This is a genomic window from Streptomyces boetiae (genome assembly GCF_031845405.1).
Classification (GTDB): Bacteria; Actinomycetota; Actinomycetes; order Streptomycetales; family Streptomycetaceae; genus Streptomyces; species Streptomyces boetiae.
In genome coordinates, this window is sequence record NZ_JAVREN010000016.1 from 74,156 (window position 1) to 95,467 (window position 21,312).

Here is a 21,312-nt window from a genome sequence, read left to right on the forward strand (position 1 = left end):
ATGCGCCCGCCGGGTGCCGGCGCCCGCTGGTCCCGGCGCCCGTCAGTCCAGGCCGAGCAGGCCGCCGAGGCCGCCTCCGCCGGAGCCCGAGCCGTTCGAGCCGCCGCCCGTGCCGGGCAGGCCCAGCGCGCCGGGCAGCTGCACGGACCCGGCCCTGGCCGCGTCGGGAACGCCCCCGGAGGGCGCGTTCTGCGAGCCGCGGACGTTGACGCCGCTGCCGGGCGAGGCGGTGCACCGGGCCTCAGTGTTCAGCGGAGCGTCCCGTGTGTCCAGCCCGTTGCGGTAGGTGGTCCCGCCGTAACCGGCGGTGCACGGCATCGGCTGGAAGAACGTGAGCGCCAGGCCGCCGTTGATGCCGTTGGGCGTCACCGCGGTGGAGCCCGCGGCGATGACCTGCGGCGCCCTGACCATCAGCTCCTCGATGCCGCCCTGGCGGGTGATCATCAGGTCGGAGGTGGTGAGCAGGTTGGCGATCAGGACGCTCAGGCCGGGGTTGGTGTCCCGCAGCAGGGCGTCGATCTCGCCGGCGGCGCCGGGGGCGGCGTCGATCACGTCGCGGATGTCCTGGTCGGAGTCGACCAGCTGCTGGGAGAGCAGGGCGGCGCCCTCCGCGAACTCGGTCAGCGCGTCGCCCATCTCGGCCTGGGTGGCCAGGACCGTCTGGGAGTCCACGATCAGCCGGGTGGTGTCCGGCAGGACCTCCTGGGCGGCGGCGACGATGTCGTTGCCCGCCTCGATGATGCCGCCGAGGCGGTCGCCCTGGCCCTCGAGTCCGGTGCCCAGCTCGGTCATCACCGTCTCCAGCGAGTCCAGCGGCACGGAGCCGACCAGGTCGTTGAGGCTGGCGAGCATGTCGGTGACGGGCGGCGGGGTGGTGGTGTTGTTCTGCGTGATGCGGGCGCCGTCCCCGAGGAAGGGCCCGGAGTCGGTGCGCGGGCGCAGGTCGAGGAACTGCTCGCCGATGGCGGAGAGGGACTCCACCGCGGCGTCGGTGTCCTGCGGGATGTCGGGCGCCGAGTTCTCGATGCGGATCGTGGCCTCGATGCCCTGGTCCGTCAGCTCGATGGGTCCGACCCGGCCCACGGACACGCCGCGGTAGGTGACGTCGGCGTGCTCGTACAGGCCGCCGGTCTCCGCGAGTTCGACGGTGACCTCGTAGTAGTTGGTCACGCCGACGTACCGGCCGAGGTCGGCGTAGTTGACGCCGAGGTAGCCGATGGCGATGGCGCCGATGATGAGGAAGGCGATGTTCTTCAGCCTGGTGGCGAGGGTCAGCATCAGGAACCGCCTCCCGCGGCCGGCAGCGGGAGCGGGGCGCTCCGGGTGTCGGAGTCGGACGCGGCGCCCGAGCGGTTCTCCCCGAGGCTCAGCGGCGGGATGACCTGGGTCCCGCGGGGGGCCGCGATGTTGATGTAGGCGTTCAGGTAGTCGCCCCGGATGCCGTTCATGACCTCGTCGGTGAAGGGGTAGGTGGCCAGCACCTCCAGGGAGTTGGGCAGGCTCTCCCCGGCGTCGGCCAGGTTGCTCACGATCGGGGCCAGCGCCTCCAGGTCGGCCACGATGTCGTCCGTGGTGCGGTTGATGGTGTCGATGGCCACGTCGCCCAGGTCGTCGATGGAGTTGAGCATGGCCATCAGCGAGGCGCGCTGGTCCTCCAGCGTGGCCAGGCCGGGCTCCATCTCCTCCAGCGTGGTGGCGATGACCTCGTCCCGCTCGGCGAGGGTGGAGGAGAGGCGGTCCATGCCCTGGAGGACCCCGACGATCTCCTCGCGCTGGCCGTCCAGGTCGGCGACCAGGACCTCCAGTTGCTCCAGTACGCCGCGCGCCTCCAGCTCGTTGCCGCCCAGGGCGTTGTTCAGCTCCTCGCTGATGGTGCGGATCTGGTCGATGCCGCCGCCGTTGAGGACCAGCGACATCGCGCCGAAGACCTCCTCGACCTCCACGTTGCGGTTGGTCCGCTGCGCGGGGATGACGTCGCCGTTGGCGAGCTGGCCGCGGGCCTCGTCGTCCTCGGGGGCGAGGAGCTGGATGTACTTCTCGCCCAGCAGGGAGGACTGCTCGACGGCGGCGTAGGCGTTCTCGGGCAGCCGCACGTCGCCGTTGATGCGCATGGTGACGCGGGCGTGCCAGCCGTCGGCGGCCAGGTCGATGTCGGTGACCTGGCCGACGTCGACGTCGTTGACCTTGACCGAGGAGTGCGGGACGAGGCTGAGCACGTCCTCGAACTCGGCGGTCACGGTGTAGGGGTTGTCGCCCAGCTCGGCGCCGCCGGGCAGCGGCAGTTCCTCGAAGGTGGGCAGGGCGTTCAGCACGCTGGGCAACGAGAACGCCACGGCGAGGGCGAGGCCGGCGCAGCCGACGGTGACGGCGGCCTTGGTGGAGGTCTTCACTCCGCGCCACCCTCTTCCAGGCGGTAGCCGTTGCCCCCGGAGAGCGGCAGCAGCATGGTGGACTCGGAGGTGGTCAGCGGGACCATGCTCACCTCGTTGAGGTTGCCGCGGGTGTCGAAGGCGCGAGTGCGCGGGTTGTAGGCGTTCAGGACGTTGCCGACGGCGTTGGGCGCCGCGTCCAGGGCCTCGGCCAGCGAGGCCCGCTGGTCGACCAGGCTCTGGGTGAGGTCCGCGAGCTGGTTGACGTTGGCGGTCAGGGCCTGGCGGTTGTCCCCGATGAACGACTCCACCTGGCCCAGCGCCGTCGACAACTGGTCGAGGGCGGCGGCCAGTTCGTCACGGTCCTCCGCGAGGAAGGAGGCCACGTCGGCCAGTTGCTCCTCCGCCTGCCGGACCCCGTCGTCGTTCTCCTCCAGCATGGAGGTGAACTCGGCCAGGCTCTCGATGGTGGCGAAGAGGTTGTCGCTGCTGTCGCCGATGGTGCCGGCGGCGCCGGAGAACTGGTCGATCATGTTGGCCATCTCGCGGCCACGGCCGTCGAGGTTCTCGGCGCCGACGTTCAGCAGGTCGGTCAGGGCGCCGTCGGCGTTGGCGCCCTCGGGGCCGAGGGCGTCGCTGATCTCGGTGAGGCTCTCGTAGAGGTCGTCGACCTCCAGGGGTATCGCGGTGCGCTCCAGCGGCACGACGGCACCGTCCTCCATCACCTCGCCGCCGGTGTAGGCAGGGGTGAACTGGATGTACCGGTCGGCCACGATGCTGGGGTAGATGACCGCGACCTGGGCCTCGGCGGGTATCTCGACGTCCTCGTCCACCGAGACGGACACCCGGACCTGGGTGCCCTCGGGGGTGACCGAGTTGACCTCCCCGACCCGCACGCCCAGGATGCGCACGTCCGAGCCGGGGCGAACGCCCACGGTGCGGTCGAAGTACGCGATGTACTCCTTGGTGCCGGAGCCGAAGAGGTTGATGACGCCGACGAGGTTGGCCAGCAGGACCAGCACGACCACGCCGGCCAGGGCCAGCAGCAGGCGGGTGCGGGTGAACAGCCTTCGCATCACTGGCCTCCTCGGGGGGACACGCAGCCCTCGTCGGGCACGGCCTGCGGCACGTACGCCTCGGGGACCAGCCCGCAGATGTAGGTGTCGAGCCAGCGGCCCGAGCCGACGGCGTTGCCCAGCAGGCGATAGTAGGGGCCGGCCGTGGCCAGGACCTCGTCGAGCTGCTCCTGGTTCTCCAGGAAGACGTCCGCGACCTGGTCGAGGCTGTTGAGAGTGGGCTGGATCTGCTCCTGGTTGTCCTGCACCAGGCCCGTCAACTGCTCGCTGAGGGTGACGGTGGAGCGGAAGAGGGCGTTGATCGCCTCGCGGCGGGCCCGCACCTCCTCCAGCAGCAGGTTGCCGTCGTTGATCAGCCGCTCGAACTCGTCGCTCTGGTCGGCCAGCACGGCGGAGATGTCGTCGGCGCTCTCCAGTAGCTGCGACAGCTCGGCGTCGCGCTGGTTGATGACCTCCGAGAGGTCCGCGACGCCGTTGAGGACCGCGTCGACCTCGGGCGAGGTCTCGCGGAAGGCGTCGGAGATGGCCTCGAAGCTCTCCCCGATGGCCTCGGTGTCCAGTTCGCCGACGGTCTCGCCCAGCTGCTGGAACGCCTGGGTGACGTCCAGCGGGGTGGTCGTGCGGTCCAGCGGGATGCGCTCGCCCGGGTCCTGCTCCTCGGGGCCCTGCGGGTCGAGCGCCAGGTACTTGGCGCCCAGCAGGGTGCGGATGCCGATGGCCACTTCGCTGGAGTTGCCCACCCAGGCGTTCTCGACCTCGAAGTCGACCGCGACCCGGTCCCCGTCGAGGTTGACGGCGGTGACCTGGCCGACCCGGACGCCCGCGATGCGGACGTCGTCCCCGACCCGCAGCCCGGCCGAGTCGGAGAACTCGGCCGTGTAGCCGGTGCCGCCGCCGAGGAACGGCAGGGCGTCCGCGCGGTAGGCGCCCAGCGCGATCAGGGCGGTGATCAGCAGGCCGACGACGCCGACGACCAGGTTGTTGCGCTCGTTGAGCGGCTTGCGCAGAAACCGCACCAGCCCCGTGGGCTTCTTGCGTTCCCGGCTCATGAGGTGCACCGCTCTTCCGTGATGGGGAGCCCGGTGGGGGGCTCGCCGCCACCGTAGGAGGACACGCCGCTCACGTTCGCCTCGCAGAGGTACATGTTGAACCAGGAGCCGTAGGACGCCAGGCGGCCGATGGACCGCATCTTGTCCGGGGTCCGCTGGAGGAAGTTCTCGATCTGCGGGGTGGAGTCCACCAGCAGGTTGTTCAGCCGGCCCAGCTCCGCGATGTCCCGGCGCAGCGGCTCGCGGCCCTGCTCGACCAGCCCGGCGGTGGAGACGGCCAGGTCGGACATCGCCTGGACCGAGGCGCCCAGCGCCTCGCGGTCCTCGGAGAAGCCCGAGACCAGCTCCTGGGTGGTGGAGACCAGCTCGGTGAAGTCCTCCTGGCGGTCGCCGATGGTGGTCAGCACCGTGTTGAGGTTGTCGATCACGTCGTCGATGACCTCGTCCTCGCCGGCCAGCGTCGTGGTCAGCGAGCCGATGCTGCGCAGCAGGCTGGTGATCGTGCCGCCCTCGCCCTGGAGGACCTGCACGATCTCACCGGCCAGCTGGTTCGTCTCCTGCGGGTCCAGGCCCCGGAAGAGCGGCTGGAAGCCGTTGAAGAGCTGGGTGAGGTCCAGCGCGGGCGAGGTGCGCTCCAGCGGGATGGTGGAGCCGGGCTCCAGCGCGTTGCCGACCTCGCCGGCGCCGCGCTCCAGCGAGACGTAGCGCTGGCCGACCATGTTGAGGTACTTGATCGAGGCGGTCGCCGCGGTGGGCAGCTCCCGGTCGTCCTCGACGGTGAACGTCACCTCCGCGTACCGGCGTTCGACCACCTCGATCGAGGTGACCTCCCCGACCACCACGCCCGCGATGCGGACGGTGTCGCCGGCGACCAGGCCGGTGGCGTCGGTGAAACGCGCGTGGTAGCGGTCGGCGTCCTGGACGCTGGAGGCGCCCACGCTGACCGCCAGGATCAGCGTGGACAGGGTGGTGACCAGCACGAAGATCAGGGACTTGATCAGCGGTCCCGCGATTCCGGAGCGCTTCATCGCAGCTCCACCTCCGCCCCGCGGAAGGCGGGCCCGGCCAGCAGGCTGGACCACTCGGGCAGGTCGCCGGTCCCGGTGCTGCCGTCGGCCGCGAGCAGCTCGCGCACCAGGGCGTTCTCCTGCGCGGAGTTCGGCAGGCCCAGGCCCTCGCCGCCGGTGTAGGAGGCCGGGCTGTTGCCGCCGCTCCCGCCGTAGGGCACGCCGTAGCACTGCGGGCCGCCGCCCCCGCCGTAGCCGGGGGTGTCACCGGGGCCGTAGGAGCCGCGGGGCTGGACCACCTGGACGTTGATGTGCACGCCCGGCTCGTCGGTGCCGGCGCCCAGCGCCCGGTCCATGACGGGCACGAAGTCCGCCAGGGTCCGGAAGGTGCAGGGGAAGGCGGGCGAGTACCGCGCGATCAGCTCCATCGTCGGGCGGCTGGTCTCGGCCAGCCGGATGATGTTGCTCTGGTTCTGCGTCAGGAACGCGTCCAGGTCCCGCGAGACGGTGGTGACCGAGGCGTAGAGGGTGCCCAGGTTGTCGCGCAGGTCGGCGACGGTGGCGCTGGTGGTGGTGAAGTCCTCCAGCGCGTCCAGCAGATCGGGGTCGACGTCCGCGTAGAGGTTGGTGACCTCCACCAGCCGGCTGATGTCCTCGTTGAGGGCCGGAAGCGTCGGGTTGATCTCCTCCAGCTGCTGGTCGAGCCGGACGATGGTCTCGCCCAGGTCGGTGCCGCGGCCGTCCAGCGCCTGCGACATCGCAGTCAGGATGGCCGAGAGCCGCTGCGGCTGAAGGGCGTTGAGCATCGGAAGCATGTTGTCCAGGGTCTCGTTGACCTCGACGGCGTTGGAGCTGCGGTCCTCGGTGATGACGTCGCCCTCGGCCAGCCGCTCGCCGGCCGTGCTGTCCCCGGGGGGCACGAGCGCGACGTAGCGCTCGCCGAAGAGGGTGGTCGGCAGGAGCTGGGCGGCGACGTCCGCGGGGATGCGGTCGACCTCGTCCGGCTGGAGGGCGAGGGTCAGGCGCGCGCCCTCCCCGTTGGCCTCCACCTCGCGGACCTCGCCGATGATCACGCCGCGCATCTTCACGTCCGCGGTCGGGCGCATCTCGTTCCCCGCCGTGCCGGTCTCCACCACCACGGTCACCGACTCGGTGAACGTGTTGTTGTAGATGGCGATCGAGAGCCACACCAGCAGGATCGGGATGGCGAGGAAGAGGACGCCCGCGAGCCGCTGGCGCACCTTGCTCTGCTTGCGCACCGGGGGCGGGCCCGCGGGGGTGCCGGCCGGCGGCTGGGCCGCGGGGCGCTTGGCTGTCGTTGTCATCCGGCCACTCGCACGGTCGTTGTCGTGCCCCAGATGGCGAGGCTGAGGAAGAAGTCGGTGACGCCGATCAGCACGATCGAGGTCCGCACCGAGCGCCCGACGGCCACGCCCACGCCCGCGGGGCCGCCGGAGGCCCGGTAGCCGTAGTAGCAGTGCGTGAGGATGACCAGGACGCTGAAGAAGATCACCTTGACGAAGGAGAGCACCACGTCGGTCGGCGACAGGAAGAGGTTGAAGTAGTGGTCGTAGGTGCCCGTGGACTGGCCGGCGGAGACGATCGTCATCGTCCGGGACGCGATGTAGGAGCTGAGCAGGCCGATCGCGTACAGCGGGATGATGGCGAAGGTGCCCGCGACCACGCGGGTGGAGACCAGGTAGGGCATGGACCGCACGCCCATGCTCTCCAGGGCGTCGACCTCTTCGTTGATGCGCATGGCACCGAGCTGGGCGGTGAAGCCCGCGCCGATCGTCGCCGACAGACACAGGCCGGCGACCAGGGGCGTGATCTCACGCGTGTTGAGGTACGCGGAGACGAAGCCCGTCAGGGCCTCGGTGCCGATCTGGCTCAGCGCCGCGTAGCCCTGGAGGCCGACCACCATGCCGGTGGCCAGCGTCAGGGCGACCATCACGCCGATGGTGCCGCCGATGACGCTCAGGCCGCCGGTGCCGAAGGCGACTTCGGCCAGCAGGCGCTGGATCTCCTTGAAGTACCGGCGCGTGGCCCGCGGGATCCACACCAGCGCCTGGACGTAGAACGACAGCTGGTCCCCGGGCCCGTCGAGCCAGGACAGGAACCGGTCGGCCGGTCGCCGTCGCGGCGGGCGCGCGGGGGCCGCGGGCGGCTTGGGCTGCCCGGCGGCCTGGTCGTTTTCCAGCAGGGTCACGCTCAGCCCACCCTCGGCGGCACGATCTGGAGGTAGATCGCGCTCAGGATCAGGTTCAGGAAGAAGAGCAGGGTGAACGCGATGACCACGGCCTGGTTCACGACCTCGCCCACGCCCTTGGGGCCGCCGCGCGGGTTGAGCCCGCGGTGCGCCGCGACGATGCCGGCGACGAACCCGAAGATGACGGCCTTGATCTCGCTGATGTAGAGGTCCGTGATCTGGGCGAGCGAGGAGAAGCTGGAGACGTAGGCACCGGGCGTTCCGCCCTGCATGACGACGTTGAAGAAGTAACCGCCGGCCGTGCCGACCACCGACACCAGGCCGTTGAGCAGCACCGCGACGCAGATGGTGGCCAGCACCCGCGGGACGACCAGGCGGTGCACGGGCGAGATGCCCATGACCTCCATGGCGTCCAGCTCCTCGCGGATCTTGCGGGCGCCGAGGTCGGCGCAGATGGCCGACCCGGCGACGCCGGCCGCCAGCAGCGCCACGATCAGCGGGCTGGCCTGCTGGAGCACGGCCAGCACGCTGGCGCCACCGGTGAAGGACTGCGCGCCGAACTGCTCGGTGAGCGACCCGATCTGCAGGGAGATGACCGCGCCGAACGGGATCGCCACCAGGCAGGCCGGGAAGATCGTCACGCTGGCGATGAACCAGAACTGCTCGACGAACTCCCGGACCTGGAACGGCCGTTTGAACATCAACCGGAACACCTGCATGCCCAGCAGGAACATGTCGCCGGTCTGGCGCAGGAGGCCGAGGCCCGGCAGTGGCTGCCGGGCCGGCTTCACCTCCTGAACCTGTGGTGCTGCTGCCGGTGGCGGGGGCGCCGTCACGTCCACTGTCCTCCGGGGTTTCCTCCCTGTCCGGGGTGGCCCGGGTGACCGTGGTGAGCGGCGGGCGCGGCCGGGGCCGGGCCGTGGGCCGGAACGCCCGGAAGCTGCTGCGTCGGCGCGCCGGGCGGGTAGCCGGCCTCGCTGGGCGTCAGGGTGGCTTCGATGGCCTGGCGCGCGGCGGGCGGCAGCGTGTGCAGCATGCCCGAGACGCGCTTCTTGCGGCGCAGGACCGCCATCCGCGGCGGCATGCCCGGGGTGGGGTCGAGCTGCGGAACGAGCGGGCGCGGCTTGTTCGTGTGCGCGGAGAGGCCGTTGCGGGTCTCCATCGCGATGGTCGCCGCGTCCTTCTCCTCCGCCATGCCGATGGGGCCGGCGCGGCTGCCGCTGAGGAACTGGGCGACGGCCGGGTCCGCGCTGGTGAGCAGCAGCTCGCGCGGGCCGAAGGTGACGAGCCTGCGGCGGTAGAGCATGCCCATGTTGTCGGGCACGGTGCTGATGATCTCCAGGTTGTGCGTGACGATCAGCATCGTGGCGTCGATCTGGGCGTTCAGGTCGATCATCAGCTGCGAGATGTAGCTGGTGCGGACCGGGTCCAGACCGGAGTCCGGCTCGTCGACGAGGATGATCTCCGGGTCGAGCACGAGCGCGCGGGCCAGGCCGGCGCGCTTGCGCATGCCGCCGGATATCTCGCCGGGGAGCTTCCCCTCGGAGCCGAGGAGACCGACGATCTCCATCCGCTCCATGACGATGTCGCGGATCTCCGACTCCTTCTTCTTCGTGTGCTCGCGCAGGGGGAACGCGATGTTGTCGAAGAGGTTCATGGAGCCGAACAGGGCGCCGTCCTGGAACATCAGGCCGAACTTCTTGCGGGCCTCGAAGATGTCCTTGGTCGGGCTGTTGACCATGTCCACGCCATCGACGAGGACACGGCCGCGCTCGGGCTTGAGCAGGCCGACGAGCGACTTGAGGAAGACGGTCTTGCCCGTGCCGGAGGGGCCGAGCATCACGCTGACCTCTCCCGCCGGCAGTGTGAGCGTCAGGTCCTCCCAGATGTTCTGTCGACCGAAGGACTTGGTCAGGCCTTCGATGGTGACTTCGACTCCCATCACACCTCCCGGGGACAGGTCAGAGTTCGGGCAGTTCAGGTATGGGCAAGCGGTCGGAGCCGGGGGTGCACTCCGCAGCGGGGGCGCACAGCGGGCTCTGCCGGAACCGGACGGGGTTGCCCGGTCCGGAGATGGTGGCGGTCAGGAGCCGGTCCAGGTCCTCCGCGACGCCGCAGCCGCTGAAGGGGGGAATCTCCACCTCGCCGCTGATGACGCCGCCATTGAGGACCTGGTAGTCGCCCTCGCTCTCGAGCATCACCTGCATCGGCCGGGCCGAGCGGCAGTTCGAGCCAACATCGAGCGGCACCCCATTGACCCGGACATCCGAGGCGCGGAGCGTCTGCTCGAAGGCGACATAAGTGACGGGGTTCTCCCCAGGCTGCTGCACGGTGAGCAGGCTGGCCGGCCCCGTTTCGAACTGGATCGTGGCCGTGACCGGTACGAACCCAAAATTCAGGAAGGTGGAGCGAGCCGGTGGCAGCGACAGTTCCACGACCGTCCACTGCTCGAAGTACTGGTCCGGCGTGCTGCCGAACCGGAACGTGGCCAGCACGTTGGCCGTCTGGGGCGCTCCGCCGGATGGGTCGTTGACGATGGTGGACCCCTGGAGCTTACGGACCCCGGCAAAGCCGGCGGCAATCGCGCATCCGTGATTGTCGGGGCGGACCGAGGGTTCCGTCAGGGTGAGTCCGCTGGGTGCCGCGGGGAACAGCGAGCGGTCGAAGTCATCCGGCGACGGCGGCGTCTGCACACAGCTCGTCGACAGCGGCCTGACATCATCCTGCGGCGCCGCCTGCTGCCCGTCGGCCGGCGCCTGGCGCTGGGCCTCCGCGGCGGACGGCGCGTCCTGCTCCTGCGACTGGCCGCCGTCCTCCCCTTCCGGGCTCTCGACGGCGACCGTCGCCAGCTCGGTGGCGGGGACGTCCTGGCCGTCCGCCACGGTACATTCCACGGCGATCGGCTCGGCGTCCCCGGCCTCCAGGCTCAGGGACAGCGGCCCGGCGTAGAACGCGAAGTCCCCCGAGCCCGTGGGCCGGACCTCGGGGCCGGGGGCGGCGAGGGTCAGCTCGGTGGCGCCCTCCGCGGCCAGCTCCGCCGGCTCGGCGGTGAGGCCGGGCCACGCGACGGGCGCGCTGGCGTCGTTCTGCATGACCGGGGTGATCAGCGTTCCGCTTCCGCCCACCGTCGTCGCCTCCGCGGCGAGAGCGTCGCCGAGGGAGGTGCGGTCGAGGGGAACGGTCACGCTGAGTTCGCCCGGGGTGAAGGGCTGGTCGGCTTCGCCGGCGGTGGGGAAGGTACCGGCGAAGCCGACGTCGACCGTCGCCTCACCCGCGGGGAAGCCGCAGGCGTAGGCGACGGTCGTGGCCACGTCCTGATCCTGGGTGGCAGAGCCCGAGGCCTGGATGAGGGCGAACACGAGAGCACCACCGACCCCGACGGCGGCTATGCGCGCCCCCCGCCGCCGGTTCAAAGTACCCCGCTTCATCGCGCTCCTCGGCCTGGATCAACACGGACGGGCAATGTGCTCGCGAGCAGTCCGACCGGGGCTTTCGCCTCCGTCGGCGTCTCGCGGATGGTGACGTTACGTACGGGTAACCTCAAACGCAATGGTCGTCCCCAAGAATCCACGGAAGACTTTCGGGCCCGTGACCGCCCTTGCGCCGGGGCGCAGCGGCCAGGGTGCCTCGTTGTCAGCCGGTGAGCAAGTTCTGACCCGCAGGTTGACACTACCGGTCAGTAGTTGAATTGAGATGACCTTGTTCTGAGTACTGCGCAATGGGCCCAACGTGTTCTATGTTGCTGCGAGCTACGACGCTTGGGACGCGTCGCGTCGTTGCGCAACCGGCCGCGATCAAGGACGATCCGCGGATGCCGAGGTCGGATCGTCCCGTGTCAGCCGGCCACCGGCGTCCGCACTGGGCGGAGTGAGGGGCACAGAATGACCACCACCGTGTCGAAGCACCAGGCGCTCGAGCCACTGGGGCCCATCCCCAAGGAGCTCGCCGCCATCATGCGCGCCGAGTTGCCGACCCTGATCCGCGAGATAGGCGAAGAGATCCGGCGGAGCAACCCCGAGCACACGAAGTTCTTGAACGGTCCCTACGGACGTGCGATCCAGGCGTGTGTCGAGCAGATCCTGAGCACGTTCGTCGACCAGGTCGCGGACCCCACCACCTCCACCGCGCGCCGTGACGAGATGTGCCGGCGGCTCGGGCGCTGCGAGGCCCTGTCCGGGCACTCGCTCGACACGCTGCGCGCCTCGTTCCAGATCGGCGCCCGCGTCGCTCTCCGGGCCGGGAAGCGGGTGGGCAAGCGTTACAGCCTCTCCCCCGCGCTGATGCTGGCCTTCGCGGACGCCCTCTTCGCCTACATCGACGAGCTGATCGAGGTCGCGCGCGAGGGATACGTGGCCGTCAAGGCCCAGACCGAGCTGATCCAGCAACTGGAGAGCGAGCGCCGCCGGCTGCTGCGCCTGATCCTGGCCGGCCCGGCCGCGCCGCGGGCGAAGGTGACCGAGCTCGCCGAGCGGACCGGCTGGCCGCTGCCCGACGAGGTCACCATGGTGGCCCTCGCGCCCGACCCGCAGCTCATGCGCGACGAGCTGGACGCCGACGCGCTGGTCGACCTCTCCGACCCGCAGCCGCACCTCCTCATCCCGGGCACGCTGGACGAGCTGCGCCGGGCCTCGCTGGAGACGGCGCTCTCCAGCACCCGCGCGGTCATCGGGCTCACCGTGCCGCTGGAGGACGCGGCGGACTCGCTGCGCTGGGCCCGGCAGGCGCTCCAGCTCGCGGAGACCGGCATCATCGAGGACGACGGCCCCCTGATCATGTGCGACGACCACCTCGTCACGCTGTGGCTGCTGGCCGACCCCTCGCTGACCGAGCAGCTCGCGCGCCGGCAGCTCGCGCCCCTGGCGGAGCTGACCGAGACGCAGCGCGAGCGGCTGATCGAGACGCTGCGGGCCTGGCACACCACGCGCGGCAACGCGGTGGAGATGGCGGACCTGCTGCACCTGCACCCGCAGACGGTGCGGTACCGGATGCGCAACCTGGAGCGGATCTTCGGTTCGCGCCGCCTGAGCGACCCGGACCAGCGCTTCGCCACCGAATCGGTGCTGCGCGCCCTGCTCCTGCGGGAGAAGGCCACGGTGCTTCCCCTCGCCCGGCAGCTGGCCGCCGGGCAGAAGCCCTCGCTCAGCCGCTCGCTCGGCTGACAACCCACGAGGCCGATTGTTGTCATCCGATGACAATCGGCCTTCTTGCGCCAGCATTCAAGGGACGGACGCTTGTCCTCTAATTCACTGGCCAGTAGCGTCTTCCAGCGCTTACCCATTCATGAAAGGGGACTGTGGTGCGTCGTCTGATATCCAGCATTGCGCTGGTATCCGCGGTCGGTATCTCCCTCGCCGCGTGCGGCTCCGACAGCGATTCGAATAACGGCAACGAGGAGCCGGAGGAGCCTCAGATCACGGCGAGCGCCGAGGCCATCGACTGGGCGGACGCCTTCTGCGGCAACATGCAGGATCTCCAGGGGACGCTCGACACCCCGACCGCGGATCCCTCTCAGGACCCGGCGCAGAGCCAGGAGGAATACGTCAACTTCTTCCAAAGCATGGGTGCCGGCCTGGAGAGCTTCGGCACGAGCCTTGAGGAGCAGGGCGCGCCCCCGGTCGAGGACGGCCAGGCCGCTTACGACGAGGCGCTTCAGGCGATCACGCAGGCCCGGGAGTCCCTGGACGCGGCGAGCGCCGACCTGGCCGATGCCCAGGTGGAGAACGACCCGGAGGCCCTGAACGAGGCGCTGGCCCAGTTCGAGACCAGCCTGGAGGAGCAGCAGAGCCTGGACGTGATGGCTCCCTTCCAGGAGAACGAGGAATTGGGCGCGGCTTTCGCCGAGGCCGAGAATTGCACGGCCATGGACCAGCAGTAAAAGGTTCGTCCGCTACCGGACAAGGGACGAGGCCCCCGCCGTGGGATACGGCGGGGGCCTCGAACTGTGTGCGGGGGATTCTCCACCCGCCGGAGCTGCGGCCGGCCGGTCGGCATGAGCGGAGCGAGCCCTTCCCCGGAAAGGGAATTGGCCCCCGCCGCACGGGGCGGCGAGGGCCAATTCTTTTGCTGTTACCTCATGACCTCACTGGGCCGAGATCCTGTCGCTCAGAGCTTCAGGAGGTCGGGTCCAGGTTGATGGTGAGGGTGTTGTTCGAGCCCTGCGCGAAGATGCTGATGATGGGGTTGAGGAACCCGCAGTCCACCAGCGGCGCGATCTCGTAGGTGCCGGCCATCTCGCCGCCGTCCAGCGGGTTGAAGAACTCGCCGGTCGAGGTCAGCTCGATCTGCGAGGTCTCGCTGGAACGGCAGTCCTCGCCGCCACCGATCGGCAGGACGCCGAAGACCCGGAAGCTGGGCAGGTAGATGTCCACCGGGGCCGTGGCCTCGAGAACACCGCCGATCAGCGTACCGGTCGTGGGGCCGGCCTGGCCGAACTCCACGGAGGCGGTGACGGGCAGGAAGCCCAGGATGTTCATCCGGCCCGAGGTCGGGTCCAGACGGAGGTCGGCCTCGTAGGAGTTGTCCGCCAGGTTGAACTGGGCGTCCAGGCTACCCGTCAGCGGCACGTCGCCGTTGGCGGCACCGATGTGCGAGGTGCCGGTCAGGTTGAAGCCGTAGTCGATGACGCCGCCACCCGGGCCACCCGGGTCCTCACCGGCGGGGTCCTCACCGGCGGGGTCCTCACCGGCGGGGTCCTCACCGGCGGGGTCCTCACCAGCGGGGTCCTCACCGGCAGGGTCCTCACCGGCAGGGTCCTCACCAGCGGGGTCCTCACCAGCGGGGTCCTCACCAGCGGGGTCCTCACCAGCGGGGTCCTCACCGGCAGGGTCCTCACCGGCAGGGTCCTCACCGGCAGGGTCCTCACCGGCAGGGTCCTCACCGGCAGGGTCCTCACCGGCAGGGTCCTCACCAGCGGGGTCCTCACCAGCGGGGTCCTCACCAGCCGGGTCGCCGCCACCTCCGTCGGTGATCTCGAACTCGTGGATCTGCACGGGCTCATTCGGGACCGGGGTGCAGTCCGGGGTGAAGGTGCCCAGACCGGTGGGCTCGCCGGACGCGGTCAGCGGGGTGATCTCCATGCGGAGGTCGTCCACCGTGATCACACCGGTACCGGCCTCGGCGAAGGTGAGGGCCGGAGCCGAACCCGCGAAGGGGATCTCGAACCCGTTGTACGGGGCCGGCGGGATCGGGGTGTCCTCCAGCGCGATCGGCAGCTGGATGGGCAGCCGGATGCCGGGAACGTCGACGGTGATGGCCGACGTCGCGGAACCGGTCAGCGTCGCGGACTGGACGAGGCCGAGGCCGTTGTGCGCGGCGGGACCGACCGCAGCCGTACCAGTCACGTCGATGGGCGGGGTCTGCTCACCGACAGCGATCGTGTCGGGGATGTCCGTCTCGATGTGGACCTCGATGGGCTGGTTGCCAACGAGGGGGAACGGACAGCTGTAGGACAGGTCCGCCGCGATCGGCACGGCCGACGCGGAGGTCACACCGGCGATGGCAACGAGGCCGCCGCCGACAAGGGCAGTGGCGGAGACCGCCACCGTCGCCTTGAATTTTCTCGATTTTTTATGAGCTCCCATGAGCTACCTCTCGTGATGCGAGAGAGAGACACGAGCTCGTGCCGCTCACTGCGCTGAGAACGGATCACCTCATGCTTGAACGCAATCGGTTCCGGCATTCCGAAACCGACTTCGTTTCGCGCCGGTAAACTACTGGCCGGTATTTGGGGCGGTCAAGGTGTTTCACGGCAGTCTCCACCAGACCAGGGGTACTTGGGTTATTTCTTGTGCCCTGGTGAGCAACGGGACGGTGGCCTTCATCACAGGCAGCCAACCATGGCGGGTGGAGGCGGGGCCGGCGGGTGCGGTCCCGGGGCATCCGGGGCGGCGCCGGGCGAGCGGCGCGGACTCTGCGTCACGTGACAAGTGCCGAACCCTCACCACTCACTTGCTTGACAAAAAAGCGGGGAGGCGTCCCAAGTCTTGACCCCTGAGGATACCGCTGAGTAGTTTACCCCTCCGAAACGCAAGTGACTGAGTGGCGTCCGTCATATCGAGAATTCCGGGGGAGACGGATCCGCGGCTTGTGTCAATCTAGCGAAGACGAAGGGCGCTACATGGCAACGCACAAGAAGACGAGGGGGGCGCGGGCGACTTCGGTCCTGGCAGCGACCACCATCGCTGCCGGCGGCTTCATGGTGTTCGCCGGTATGAACACCGCCTCTGCCGAGCCGATCGAGGCGGACCTGTCCTACAGCTGTCCGTTCCCGCTGGTGGGCAACCAGCCGATCGAGGTCCACATCGAGACGGACATCCCGTCGCAGATCGGCGTGGGCGAGACCACTCCGCCCATCTCCGTCACGGGTACGGCCTCGGTCGGCGCCGCGGCGCACAACGGCCTCGGCCTGGTGCAGGCCGCGACGCTCACCGGCACCTCCGAGTCCTCGATCGTCGTGGACGTCCCGGAGGGCAACCTGCCCATCGCGCTCCCCGTCGAGCTGGAAGACACCGAGATCCCGCCGTCTCCGTACAACGGGTTCGAGGTTGCCTTCTCCGGTGAGGCTCCGGCGCTGACGTTCTCCCAGGAGGGCACCGGCCGGATCATCGTCAACGGCCTCTCGATGTCGCTGACTCCGCTCCTGGCCAACGGGGAGCCGACTCAGCTGGGCACCTTCAACCCGGAGTGCACCCAGGACCCGGCCGAGGTGACGATCCACGAGTTCCAGATCGGCGAGGGTGGCGGCGATCCTGCCGGTGAGGACCCCGCGGGCGAAGACCCCGCCGGTGAGGACCCCGCCGGTGAGGACCCCGCGGGCGAAGACCCCGCCGGTGAGGACCCCGCGGGCGAAGACCCCGCCGGTGAGGACCCCGCTGGTGAGGACCCCGCCGGTGAGGACCCTGCCGGTGAGGACCCCGCCGGTGAGGACCCCGCGGGCGAAGACCCCGCCGGTGAGGACCCCGCGGGCGAAGACCCCGCCGGTGAGGACCCCGCGGGCGAAGACCCCGCCGGTGAGGACCCCGCGGGCGAAGACCCCGCCGGTGACTCGGCTCCTGCACCTCAGACCACCGGCGGCAGTGGCGGGACCACCAGCACGGGTGGCACCAGCTTCGGCTCCTCCGGTGGCACCAGCGGCGGCGGCCTGGCCCAGACCGGCTCCGGCGACAACACCGGTCTGATGATCATCGGCGCCGCGACGATGCTCGCGGGTGGCGCGGCCCTCACCGTGCTGCCCCGCGCGATGCGTCGCCGGTCCGAGCTGTCCGCCTGACACGCTCATAGCACAGCCCTCATCGCACAACCCTCAGGCCGCCGGGCCCGGAGCGTTCGCTCCGGGCCCGGCGGACGTTTGTCCGCCGGGCACAGGACGTGGCGGCAGGGGCCGTCTCGGCCCGGACGCCAGGAGTCCCGCGTACCGTGCGGGACCGGTCAGCACGGCAGGCGTTCGGAGCGGCCTTCGGGTGAGGAGACGCAGACGCCCTTGCCGGCGGCCCTTCGGCCGCCGGCAAGGGCGTCTGCGGTTCGGAGCGACTCGACGTCAGGAGGCTTGGGGCTGGGGCTTGCGTGCGCCGCCGTCCGGCTTCCCCGGCTTGGTCGCGCGCTTTCCTTGCGGGGCCTTCGATGTTTTCCCTGAGCCTCTCCCGGCGGGCACGGTCGCTTCCTGCCGCCCGCTCCGGGGGAACCAACGTTTGAGGAGGCGCTTGACGCGGTCATCGAGGAGCAGGAGGAAGGCCGTGGGCAGGAAGATGATGTCCGCCGCGATCATCGCCATGGAGAAGAACGGCAGGGCCATCAGCACACCGATCGCCACGTGCTCCGCGATCAGACAGACCAGCAGCACGTTCTTGACCCGGCGATTGAGCAGGGTGAAGGGGAAGGCCACCTGGACGAAGACGGTGCCGTAGGTCATCAGCAGCACCAGAGCCCAGTTGCCGGACAGCAGGTTCGAGATCTCCGGCCAGGGCGCGTAGTCATCCACGTTCATCGGGTAGTAGACGGCCGTCCCGTCCTGCCAGCGCGATCCCTGGATCTTGTACCAGCCGGAGGTGGCGTAGATCAGGCAGACCTCGAACATCATGATGAGCAGGACGATGTTGTGGAACAGGTTGCGGAGCGCCGTGATGGCGTTCCGGAACTCTCCGGCGGCCCAGCGCCCCGCCGCCCACCAGACGGCCTGTGCGACCCACAGGGCCCACAGGGCGACGACCCAGCGTGGCCTGTCCAGGTCACCCGTCGTCGTGGCCACGGTCAGGCCGGCTCCGAGGAGAGCCCAGAGCACGATGCCGGTGATGTCCACGCCGCCCGAGCGGCCTCGTTCCTCGGCCCTGGCTCTCCGGCGGGCATCCAGTGACCACACCTGTGCGCAGCCGACGAAGGCCAGGTAGATGGTCATCAGCTTGAGGACCATGTCTCCGCCGTCGCCGACATAGGGGCTGCGCTGCTGGAGCGAGAAGACGTGGACCATGACCAGTACCGACATGGCGCGCGTCCGCCAGCCGATCAGCATGGCCGCGGAGGCGGCGATGCCCAGGAAATAGACGACCTCGAACCACAGATCGGAGCTCGACCACATGAGGACCGTGAAGCCGTCGTAACCGGACAGAGCCCGCTCGGCAAGTTCCATGCTCCACGGGCTGTCCGGGCCGTAGAGCGTGTGCCGATGAGGAATTTCCCGGATCAGCACACAGAGCCAGGTGAGGGAGATGCCGATACGGACGACCGCCGTCTGGTAGGGCGCCAGGGACCGGCCGGTCACGGTATCGAGCCAGCGGACCGGCAACGACCGTTCCTCGTCGCGGTTCGGTGCGGCTCCGCTCCGGGCCGCGTTCCTCGTCGATGCGCTCATGAGGTGGCCTCCTCGATACGGGCGCCGCTGTCAGGGGCCCACCACTCCAGCACCTGGTACGTCGGCGTGTCGTTGCCCTGCCTGTCGGTCCACGGCGGCGGGTCCGGCCTGGTGGTCTGAAGCCTGAGCTGGATGCGTTCGATGGAGTCGCTGCCGAAATCCTCCCCGAGCCGCTCAAGGGCGATCCGGTGGAGATAGATCTCCGCAACCGGTGCGCCGGCGGTCTCCGGGTTGCCCTCTTCGTCGTGGGATCCCTGGTAGAAGGACCACGCACGCCGGAGCTGGGTGTTCATGGTCTTGCTCGGCAGCAGATTGTGCCGCATCTCGTCGTGGTTCCGGGCGCTGAGGTCGATCCAGCCGGTGGTCTCGACGCCGTTGTCCGCGCGTACGCGTGCGCGCGCCTGCAGGTGCACGTTGACCTGCGTGGGGTCCGGCGCGAAGAGCTGCCAGTTGCGGGTGAACTCCGGGGTCACGTACTCCCGGATCTCCTCGCCGTACTGGTCCATCACGGTGTTCTCGGACGGGGCGACGTAGAAGATGGCGACCGCCATGTGAACGACGGCCGCGAGCGCCATCGTCGCGGCGACGACGGCGATGATGGCCTGGGTCGGCGGTGAGAGGGCGCTGAAGCGGGGTTCACCGGTCTGCGCCGACGCCGCCTGCCCCCGGGCCTCGGGCGGTTTCATAGTTTGCAGATCTCCCCATGTCCGTCGAAGTTCCGGCACTTTACGTCCGAGTAGCCTCTACCAGTTCCGGGCCTCCGCACCATTGTTCGCAAGTGATAAATTCCGGCTTCTCCCTGCTCAGCCAGCAGGTGGAGCCCCGCCGACGAGCTGCGGCCGCCGCGCAGGCCCCTCTCCCGCCGGGCTGGGCGCGCCCCTGCGCCGGACGACGCGATCGCGCAGGCGCCCGACCCGGTCGCCGACGGCGATGAGGAAGGGCGTGGGCAGGAAGACGATGTCCACGGCGATCATCGCCATGGAGAAGAACGGCAGGGCCATCAGCACACCGATCGCCACGTGCTCCGCGATCAGACAGACCAGCAGCACGTTCTTGACCCGGCGATTGAGTACCGTGAAGGGGAAGGCCACCTGCATGAGGACCGTGCCGTAGGTCATCAGCAGCACAAGGGTCCAGCTGCTGGACAGCAGGTCACCCACCTCCGGCCACGACCCATAGTTGTCCAGGTGCATGGTGTAGTAGACGGCGGTCCCGTCCTGCCATCGCGTGCCTTGGATCTTGTACCAACCCGCGCTGGCGTAGATCAGGCAGACCTCGAACATGACCATGAGCAGCGCGGCGTTGTGCACCAGGTGGCCGGCACACTGCAGCACGGTTCGGGGCTCGCCCGGCAGTCGGCGGCTCACCGCCCACCACAGCGCGTGCACCGCCCACAGTCCCCAGAGAACGATGAGCCAGCCGCGGCTGTCGAGGTCGCCGCCCGCGGTGGACAGGGCGAGAGCCCCGCCGGTCACCAGCCATAGACCGATGCCCTGCCGGTCGGACGGCGCGTCGGTCCGGCGGGCCGCACGGCGGGCATCCAGTGACCACACCTGTCCGCACCGCGTGAGGACCAGATAGAGCGACACCAGGCGGATCAGGTTCTCGCCCGCCCCGCCCAGGTGCTGGCTGCGGCTCTGCAGGGACACCACCATCACCATGAAGATCACGGACGCGGTGCGCGTGCGCCAGCCGAGCAGGAGCGCGGCGGACGCGGCGATCCCCAGGAAGTAGCAGAACTCGAACCAGAGGTCCGACTCGGACCACATGAAGACGCTGAAGCCTCCGGACTCGGCGAGTGCCGGGCCAGCCAGATCGAGCCCCCAGGAGGAGTCCGGCCCCCACAGGTCTTCCCGGTGCGGGAGCTCCCGGAGAAGAAAGAGCAACCAGGTGAAGGCGATGCCGATCCGCACCACGGCGCTCTGGTGGGGGCCCGCGGCGCGGGAGGCCACCCGTTCCAGAAGCCTGCCGGCCCCGGCCGACGCCCGGTCCGCGATGCTCATCGGTTCTCCCCTGCCGCGGTCCCCGCGGTTTCGCCCGGGAGGTCCTCGGGCCGCACCGTCCACCAGGGCAGTTCCCGCCGCACCGGCGCCGTCGATCGCCGGACGGACTCCCAGGGCGGGGCCGCGACGGAGGCGGAGGCGGTGCGCACCTGGACGCGGCGGACCGCGCCGAGATCGGTTCCCACGCCCGGCGCGCCTTCCAGACGCCGCAGGACCAGCCTGCGCAGTTGCGCCTCGGTGAGCGCGGCGCTCCGGGTCAACGGGGTGCCGGCCTCATCGTGTGTGTCGCGGAACACACGCCAGGCGCGCCGCAGTTGGGCCTGGTTGGAGACGCTGGGCAGCAGTTGGTGCCGGATGGCCCCGTTGTCCTGCTCCGTCAGATCGACCCACTGCGTGGTGACGAGTGCGCCGTCAGCCCGGCGGGTCTGGGCCCTGGCTTCGACGTGCACATTGACCTGTGGGGGATTGGGGGCAAAGAGCCGCCAGTTCCGCGTGAATTCGGGACGAACGTAATCATTGATGGCGTCGCCGTGCTGTTCCATTGCCACATTCGAGGAGGGCGCGACGAAGACGATCGCGGCGGCGGCGTGCGCCAGGCTCGCCAAGGAGACGGCGAGTGCGAACCCCGCCAGGATCAGACGAGATAGCGGCGATAGCGTACCGAACGTGACCGGTTCAGTACGGACTATTCCGACTTGACGCAGCTTCTCGGAAGGTTGCATGCTTTGTTGTCTCTCACTTTGAGCTCACTCCCGA

General features: G+C 69.7%; 18 protein-coding genes. 3 read left to right on the forward strand and 15 right to left on the reverse strand.

Going from position 1 to position 21,312, the window contains the following annotated elements; genetic code table 11:
- Positions 1-42: 42 nt before the first annotated feature.
- From RM780_RS13360 to RM780_RS13405, 10 genes are all read right to left on the reverse strand, one after another.
- Positions 43-1,278, reverse strand: a complete 1,236-nt coding sequence (locus tag RM780_RS13360; protein ID WP_311630897.1) for an MlaD family protein — start codon at positions 1,276-1,278, stop codon at positions 43-45.
- Entirely contained in the window at positions 1,278-2,390 is a 1,113-nt protein-coding gene (locus RM780_RS13365; protein WP_311630898.1) for an MCE family protein, read from the reverse strand. Before RM780_RS13365 ends, RM780_RS13360 begins: the two co-directional genes overlap by 1 nt.
- Positions 2,387-3,445, reverse strand: coding sequence for an MCE family protein (locus RM780_RS13370; RefSeq protein WP_311630899.1), 1,059 nt, complete (start codon positions 3,443-3,445; stop codon positions 2,387-2,389). Before RM780_RS13370 ends, RM780_RS13365 begins: the two co-directional genes overlap by 4 nt.
- Positions 3,445-4,494, reverse strand: coding sequence for an MCE family protein (locus tag RM780_RS13375; protein WP_311630900.1), 1,050 nt, complete (start codon positions 4,492-4,494; stop codon positions 3,445-3,447). The genes RM780_RS13370 and RM780_RS13375 overlap by 1 nt, the downstream gene beginning before the upstream one ends.
- Positions 4,491-5,522: an MCE family protein gene (locus RM780_RS13380; RefSeq protein ID WP_311630901.1), complete on the reverse strand. Its 1,032-nt coding sequence runs from the start codon at positions 5,520-5,522 to the stop codon at positions 4,491-4,493. Before RM780_RS13380 ends, RM780_RS13375 begins: the two co-directional genes overlap by 4 nt.
- A complete protein-coding gene (locus tag RM780_RS13385; protein WP_311630902.1) occupies positions 5,519-6,826 on the reverse strand; it encodes an MCE family protein in 1,308 nt (435 codons plus the stop codon). Before RM780_RS13385 ends, RM780_RS13380 begins: the two co-directional genes overlap by 4 nt.
- Entirely contained in the window at positions 6,823-7,617 is a 795-nt protein-coding gene (locus tag RM780_RS13390; protein ID WP_311630925.1) for an MlaE family ABC transporter permease, read from the reverse strand. Before RM780_RS13390 ends, RM780_RS13385 begins: the two co-directional genes overlap by 4 nt.
- A 95-nt stretch (positions 7,618-7,712) precedes the next feature.
- Entirely contained in the window at positions 7,713-8,546 is an 834-nt protein-coding gene (locus RM780_RS13395) for an MlaE family ABC transporter permease (RefSeq protein WP_394812956.1), read from the reverse strand.
- Positions 8,543-9,652, reverse strand: coding sequence for an ABC transporter ATP-binding protein (locus RM780_RS13400; RefSeq protein WP_311630903.1), 1,110 nt, complete (start codon positions 9,650-9,652; stop codon positions 8,543-8,545). The genes RM780_RS13395 and RM780_RS13400 overlap by 4 nt, the downstream gene beginning before the upstream one ends.
- Positions 9,653-9,671: 19 nt before the next feature.
- The gene (locus tag RM780_RS13405; RefSeq protein WP_311630904.1) at positions 9,672-11,021 is read right to left on the reverse strand and encodes a DUF6801 domain-containing protein; all 1,350 of its coding nucleotides are present in this window, start codon (positions 11,019-11,021) and stop codon (positions 9,672-9,674) included.
- 570 nt (positions 11,022-11,591) lie between these two features.
- On the opposite strand from RM780_RS13405, the gene RM780_RS13410 reads away from it, so the two are divergent.
- Together RM780_RS13410 and RM780_RS13415 are read left to right on the forward strand one after the other, a co-directional pair.
- On the forward strand, positions 11,592-12,869 hold the full coding sequence (locus RM780_RS13410; protein WP_311630905.1) for a helix-turn-helix domain-containing protein: 1,278 nt from the start codon (positions 11,592-11,594) through the stop codon (positions 12,867-12,869).
- A 137-nt stretch (positions 12,870-13,006) separates the two neighbouring features.
- Positions 13,007-13,585, forward strand: coding sequence for a hypothetical protein (locus tag RM780_RS13415; RefSeq protein WP_311630906.1), 579 nt, complete (start codon positions 13,007-13,009; stop codon positions 13,583-13,585).
- Positions 13,586-13,820: 235 nt separating this feature from the next.
- Here the strand turns inward: RM780_RS13415 and RM780_RS13420 are convergent, their stop codons facing one another.
- Positions 13,821-15,197 (reverse strand): DUF6801 domain-containing protein, encoded by a 1,377-nt coding sequence (locus RM780_RS13420; RefSeq protein WP_311630907.1) that lies wholly within the window; start codon positions 15,195-15,197, stop codon positions 13,821-13,823.
- Positions 15,198-15,919: 722 nt separating this feature from the next.
- On the opposite strand from RM780_RS13420, the gene RM780_RS13425 reads away from it, so the two are divergent.
- Positions 15,920-16,978 (forward strand): DUF6801 domain-containing protein, encoded by a 1,059-nt coding sequence (locus tag RM780_RS13425; protein WP_311630908.1) that lies wholly within the window; start codon positions 15,920-15,922, stop codon positions 16,976-16,978.
- A gap of 267 nt (positions 16,979-17,245) precedes the next feature.
- Here RM780_RS13425 and RM780_RS13430 read toward each other — a convergent pair whose 3' ends face one another.
- The 4 genes from RM780_RS13430 to RM780_RS13445 form a co-directional block, all read right to left on the reverse strand.
- Entirely contained in the window at positions 17,246-18,553 is a 1,308-nt protein-coding gene (locus RM780_RS13430) for an HTTM domain-containing protein (RefSeq protein ID WP_311630909.1), read from the reverse strand.
- Positions 18,550-19,239 carry a DUF5819 family protein gene (locus RM780_RS13435; protein WP_311630910.1) on the reverse strand — a complete coding sequence of 230 codons (690 nt, stop codon included), beginning with the start codon at positions 19,237-19,239 and terminating at the stop codon, positions 18,550-18,552. Before RM780_RS13435 ends, RM780_RS13430 begins: the two co-directional genes overlap by 4 nt.
- Before the next feature lie 117 nt (positions 19,240-19,356).
- Positions 19,357-20,556 carry an HTTM domain-containing protein gene (locus RM780_RS13440; protein WP_311630911.1) on the reverse strand — a complete coding sequence of 400 codons (1,200 nt, stop codon included), beginning with the start codon at positions 20,554-20,556 and terminating at the stop codon, positions 19,357-19,359.
- The gene (locus RM780_RS13445) at positions 20,553-21,278 is read right to left on the reverse strand and encodes a DUF5819 family protein (RefSeq protein WP_311630912.1); all 726 of its coding nucleotides are present in this window, start codon (positions 21,276-21,278) and stop codon (positions 20,553-20,555) included. Before RM780_RS13445 ends, RM780_RS13440 begins: the two co-directional genes overlap by 4 nt.
- Positions 21,279-21,312: the final 34 nt, after the last annotated feature.

Bases quoted from the DNA above. Each gene is read 5' to 3' on its own strand.
- RM780_RS13360 (WP_311630897.1), bottom strand. From the start codon at position 1,278: ATGCTGACCCTCGCCACCAGGCTGAAGAACATCGCCTTCCTCATCATC.
- RM780_RS13370 (WP_311630899.1), bottom strand. From the start codon at position 3,445: ATGCGAAGGCTGTTCACCCGCACCCGCCTGCTGCTGGCCCTGGCCGGC.
- RM780_RS13375 (WP_311630900.1), bottom strand. From the start codon at position 4,494: ATGAGCCGGGAACGCAAGAAGCCCACGGGGCTGGTGCGGTTTCTGCGC.
- RM780_RS13380 (WP_311630901.1), bottom strand. From the start codon at position 5,522: ATGAAGCGCTCCGGAATCGCGGGACCGCTGATCAAGTCCCTGATCTTC.
- RM780_RS13385 (WP_311630902.1), bottom strand. From the start codon at position 6,826: ATGACAACGACAGCCAAGCGCCCCGCGGCCCAGCCGCCGGCCGGCACC.
- RM780_RS13400 (WP_311630903.1), bottom strand. From the start codon at position 9,652: ATGGGAGTCGAAGTCACCATCGAAGGCCTGACCAAGTCCTTCGGTCGA.
- RM780_RS13410 (WP_311630905.1), top strand. From the start codon at position 11,592: ATGACCACCACCGTGTCGAAGCACCAGGCGCTCGAGCCACTGGGGCCC.
- RM780_RS13425 (WP_311630908.1), top strand. From the start codon at position 15,920: ATGAACACCGCCTCTGCCGAGCCGATCGAGGCGGACCTGTCCTACAGC.
- RM780_RS13430 (WP_311630909.1), bottom strand. From the start codon at position 18,553: ATGAGCGCATCGACGAGGAACGCGGCCCGGAGCGGAGCCGCACCGAAC.
- RM780_RS13435 (WP_311630910.1), bottom strand. From the start codon at position 19,239: ATGAAACCGCCCGAGGCCCGGGGGCAGGCGGCGTCGGCGCAGACCGGT.
- RM780_RS13440 (WP_311630911.1), bottom strand. From the start codon at position 20,556: ATGAGCATCGCGGACCGGGCGTCGGCCGGGGCCGGCAGGCTTCTGGAA.
- RM780_RS13445 (WP_311630912.1), bottom strand. From the start codon at position 21,278: ATGCAACCTTCCGAGAAGCTGCGTCAAGTCGGAATAGTCCGTACTGAA.